This window comes from Ruegeria sp. D1(2025) (assembly GCF_056536425.1).
In genome coordinates this window covers 2,501-6,069 of record NZ_JBQFPO010000027.1, presented here as the reverse complement: position 1 = coordinate 6,069, position 3,569 = coordinate 2,501, and the positions used below count along the sequence as shown (strand labels likewise).

The 3,569-nt window shown below is 53.2% G+C and carries 1 tRNA gene and 2 rRNA genes; all 3 read right to left on the bottom strand.

Going from position 1 to position 3,569, the window contains the following annotated elements:
- Positions 1 to 2 precede the first annotated feature (2 nt).
- A tRNA-Met gene (locus ACR1XU_RS22905) sits at positions 3 to 79 on the bottom strand.
- A gap of 53 nt (positions 80 to 132) precedes the next feature.
- Positions 133 to 247 (bottom strand): 5S ribosomal RNA (gene rrf / locus ACR1XU_RS22900).
- Positions 248 to 432: 185 nt separating this feature from the next.
- Positions 433 to 3,275: ribosomal RNA gene (locus ACR1XU_RS22895) — 23S ribosomal RNA — on the bottom strand.
- Between the last annotated feature and the right edge of the window lie 294 nt (positions 3,276 to 3,569).

The window sequence follows — 3,569 nt, the reverse complement described above, 5'->3', positions numbered from 1 at the left end:
GCTGGTTGCGGGAGTAGGATTTGAACCTACGACCTTCAGGTTATGAGCCTGACGAGCTACCGGGCTGCTCCATCCCGCGTCAGGGTCGGAAAGTGTTTCATCGTTTAGAGAGGTTTTGGGGGATTTTACTAGGTTTGGCGGTGACCTACTCTCCCGGGGCTTAAGCCCAAGTACCATTGGCGCGGCAGTGCTTAACTTCCGGGTTCGGGATGGGACCGGGTGTTTCACTTGCGCTATGACCACCAAACCGAGGAAAATCCCCGTCGCTCTTTTTTGCGAAGCAAAAAGGCGACGCGCAGGAGGCAGCGTATTCGCGAAGCGGATGCGCGTTCCTGCACGGTTGTTATGTCAATCAACATCGTCGTTTGAAGCGACGAAGTTATCCATGTTTACTGAGGTGTATGTTTTTGATTTGTCTTTCCATTACTGGATCAAATCAAGCCTATCGGGCGATTAGTACCGGTCAACTGAACGCATTACTGCGCTTACATCTCCGGCCTATTGACGTGGTGGTCTTCCACGGCCCTCAGGGAGACCTTGTTTTGAGGGGGGCTTCCCGCTTAGATGCCTTCAGCGGTTATCCTGTCCGATCATAGCTACCCAGCACTGCCGTTGGCACGACAACTGGTCCACCAGTGGATCGTTCACCCCGGTCCTCTCGTACTAGGGGCAACTCCTCTCAAGTCTCCTACACCCACGGCAGATAGGGACCGAACTGTCTCACGACGTTCTAAACCCAGCTCACGTACCTCTTTAAACGGCGAACAGCCGTACCCTTGGGACCTGCTCCAGCCCCAGGATGAGATGAGCCGACATCGAGGTGCCAAACACTGCCGTCGATATGGACTCTTGGGCAGTATCAGCCTGTTATCCCCGGCGTACCTTTTATCCGTTGAGCGATGGCCCTTCCACTCGGGACCACCGGATCACTATGGCCGTCTTTCGACTCTGCTCGACTTGTCAGTCTTGCAGTCAGGCTGGCTTCTGCCATTGCACTCAACGAGCGATTTCCGACCGCTCTGAGCCAACCTTCGCGCGCCTCCGTTACGCTTTAGGAGGCGACCGCCCCAGTCAAACTACCCGCCACGCAGGGTCCCGGATCCGGATAACGGACCGCGGTTAGACATCAAGAGTGCGAAGGGTGGTATCTCAAGGGAGGCTCCACAGGTACTTGCGTTCCTGCTTCAAAGCCTACCACCTATCCTGCACATCACAATCCTGATGCCAGTGCGAAGCTGTAGTAAAGGTGCACGGGGTCTTTCCGTCTAACCGCGGGAAGCCTGCATCTTGACAGGCAATTCAATTTCGCTGAGTCGATGTTGGAGACAGCGGGGAAGTCGTTACGCCATTCGTGCAGGTCGGAACTTACCCGACAAGGAATTTCGCTACCTTAGGACCGTTATAGTTACGGCCGCCGTTTACCTGGGCTTCAATTCAAGGCTCTCACCTCTCCTTTTAACCTTCAGGCACCGGGCAGGCGTCAGACCCTATACGTCGTCTTGCGACTTCGCAGAGCCCTGTGTTTTTAATAAACAGTCGCCACCCCCTGGTTTGTGCCCCCAGCCCCTAGTTGCCTAGGAACCGGGCCTCCTTCTCGCGAACTTACGGAGGTATTTTGCCGAGTTCCTTCAACATCGTTCTCTCAAGCGCCTTGGTATGCTCTACCAGTCCACCTGTGTCGGTTTAGGGTACGGTCTGATGGAGGGCTATTTCCAGGAACCACTCAGCAGCCCAATCAATCCGATAAGATTGAACTACACCTGTGATCCGTCACATCCTCCTGGCCTAGGAATATTAACCTAGTTCCCATCGCCTACGCCTTTCGGCCTCGGCTTAGGGGCCGGCTTACCCTGCTCAGATTAGCTTTAAGCAGGAACCCTTGGACTTTCGGCGAGAGTGTCTCTCACACTCTTTGTCGCTACTCATGTCATCATTCTCACTAGTGATCTCTCCACCGGATCCCTCACAGGCCGGCTTCATCGAAAGAACTCGATCCGTCATTACACCCGCTGATATTTCACAGGTGGATGCAAATACGGATGAGTTCTATGTCACACTACGCTCTGCTACCATGCCTTACGGCATCCTAAGCTTCGGCTCATGGCTTGAGCCCCGTTACATCTTCGCCGCAGGACAACTTGTTTAGACCAGTGAGCTGTTACGCTATCTTTAAAGGATGGCTGCTTCTAAGCCAACCTCCTGGTTGTTTTGGTCGTCCCACCTGCTTTCCCACTTAGCCATGAATTGGGGGCCTTAGCTGTAGGTCAGGGTTGTTTCCCTCTCCACTACGGACGTTAGCATCCGCAGTGTGTCTGCCATCTAGTACTCCCGGGTATTCGGAGTTTGGTTAGGATCAGTAAGCCTGTGGGGCCCCATTACCCATCCAGTGCTCTACCCCCCGGGGTATTCGGATGACGCTCTACCTAAATAGATTTCGCAGAGAACCAGCTATCTCCGAGTTTGATTGGCCTTTCACCCCTAGGCACAGCTCATCCCGATCCTTTTCAACGGATGTGGGTTCGGTCCTCCAGTAAGTGTTACCTTACCTTCAACCTGGCCATGCCTAGATCACTCGGTTTCGGGTCTGATCCCACGAACTCATGCGCCCTATTAAGACTCGCTTTCGCTACGCCTACACCTAACGGCTTAAGCTTGCTCGTGAGACCAAGTCGATGACCCATTATACAAAAGGTACGCCGTCAGCTCGCAAGGAGCCTCCGACTGATTGTAGGCGTTCGGTTTCAGGTACTGTTTCACTCCCCTCGTCGGGGTGCTTTTCACCTTTCCCTCACGGTACTGGTTCGCTATCGGTCAGCAAGGAGTACTTAGCCTTCGAAGGTGGTCCTCCGATCTTCAGACAGAATTTCACGTGTTCCGCCCTACTTAATACGTCCGTCAAAGCTTCGAATACGGGGCTGTCACCCGCTATGGCCATGCTTCCCAACATGTTCTTCTCACTTATCCGGCTCGGCTGGTCCCCGTTCGCTCGCCGCTACTAGGGGAGTATCAATTGATTTCCTTTCCTCCGGGTACTTAGATGTTTCAGTTCCCCGGGTTTGCTCTTAAAACCCTATGTATTCAGGTCTTAAGTACCTGTTTAAGCGACATATTGATTATCAAGGATAACAATATGAAGCTTTCAGGTGGGTTGCCCCATTCAGAAATCCATGGATCAAAGCTTATTCTCAGCTCCCCATGGCTTATCGCAGAGTATCACGTCTTTCATCGCCTCTTGCTGCCAAGGCATTCACCAAACGCCCTTCTCGCGCTTGATTTGATCCAGAAAAAGAAAGACACGGCCCTGGTCGTCCTACCGCCTATTCGGCTACCTGAGGACATGAACTCTTCCGGCCTTCGGCCTTCACAGTTCGGGGGTCGGATCAATCGAGACCGCCCAGCTGGTAACTAAAGGCAGTCATTCTTCTGAACCAAAAACATACATTTCCCGCCCCCGCCACTTGGACGAGGACAATTGAGCAACCCCATATGGTCTCCCAGCCGTGCAGCTGATCAACGCAGGTCGCTCGGGTTAGTATATTTGACTTGGACAACTCTGTTCGTTTCAGTCG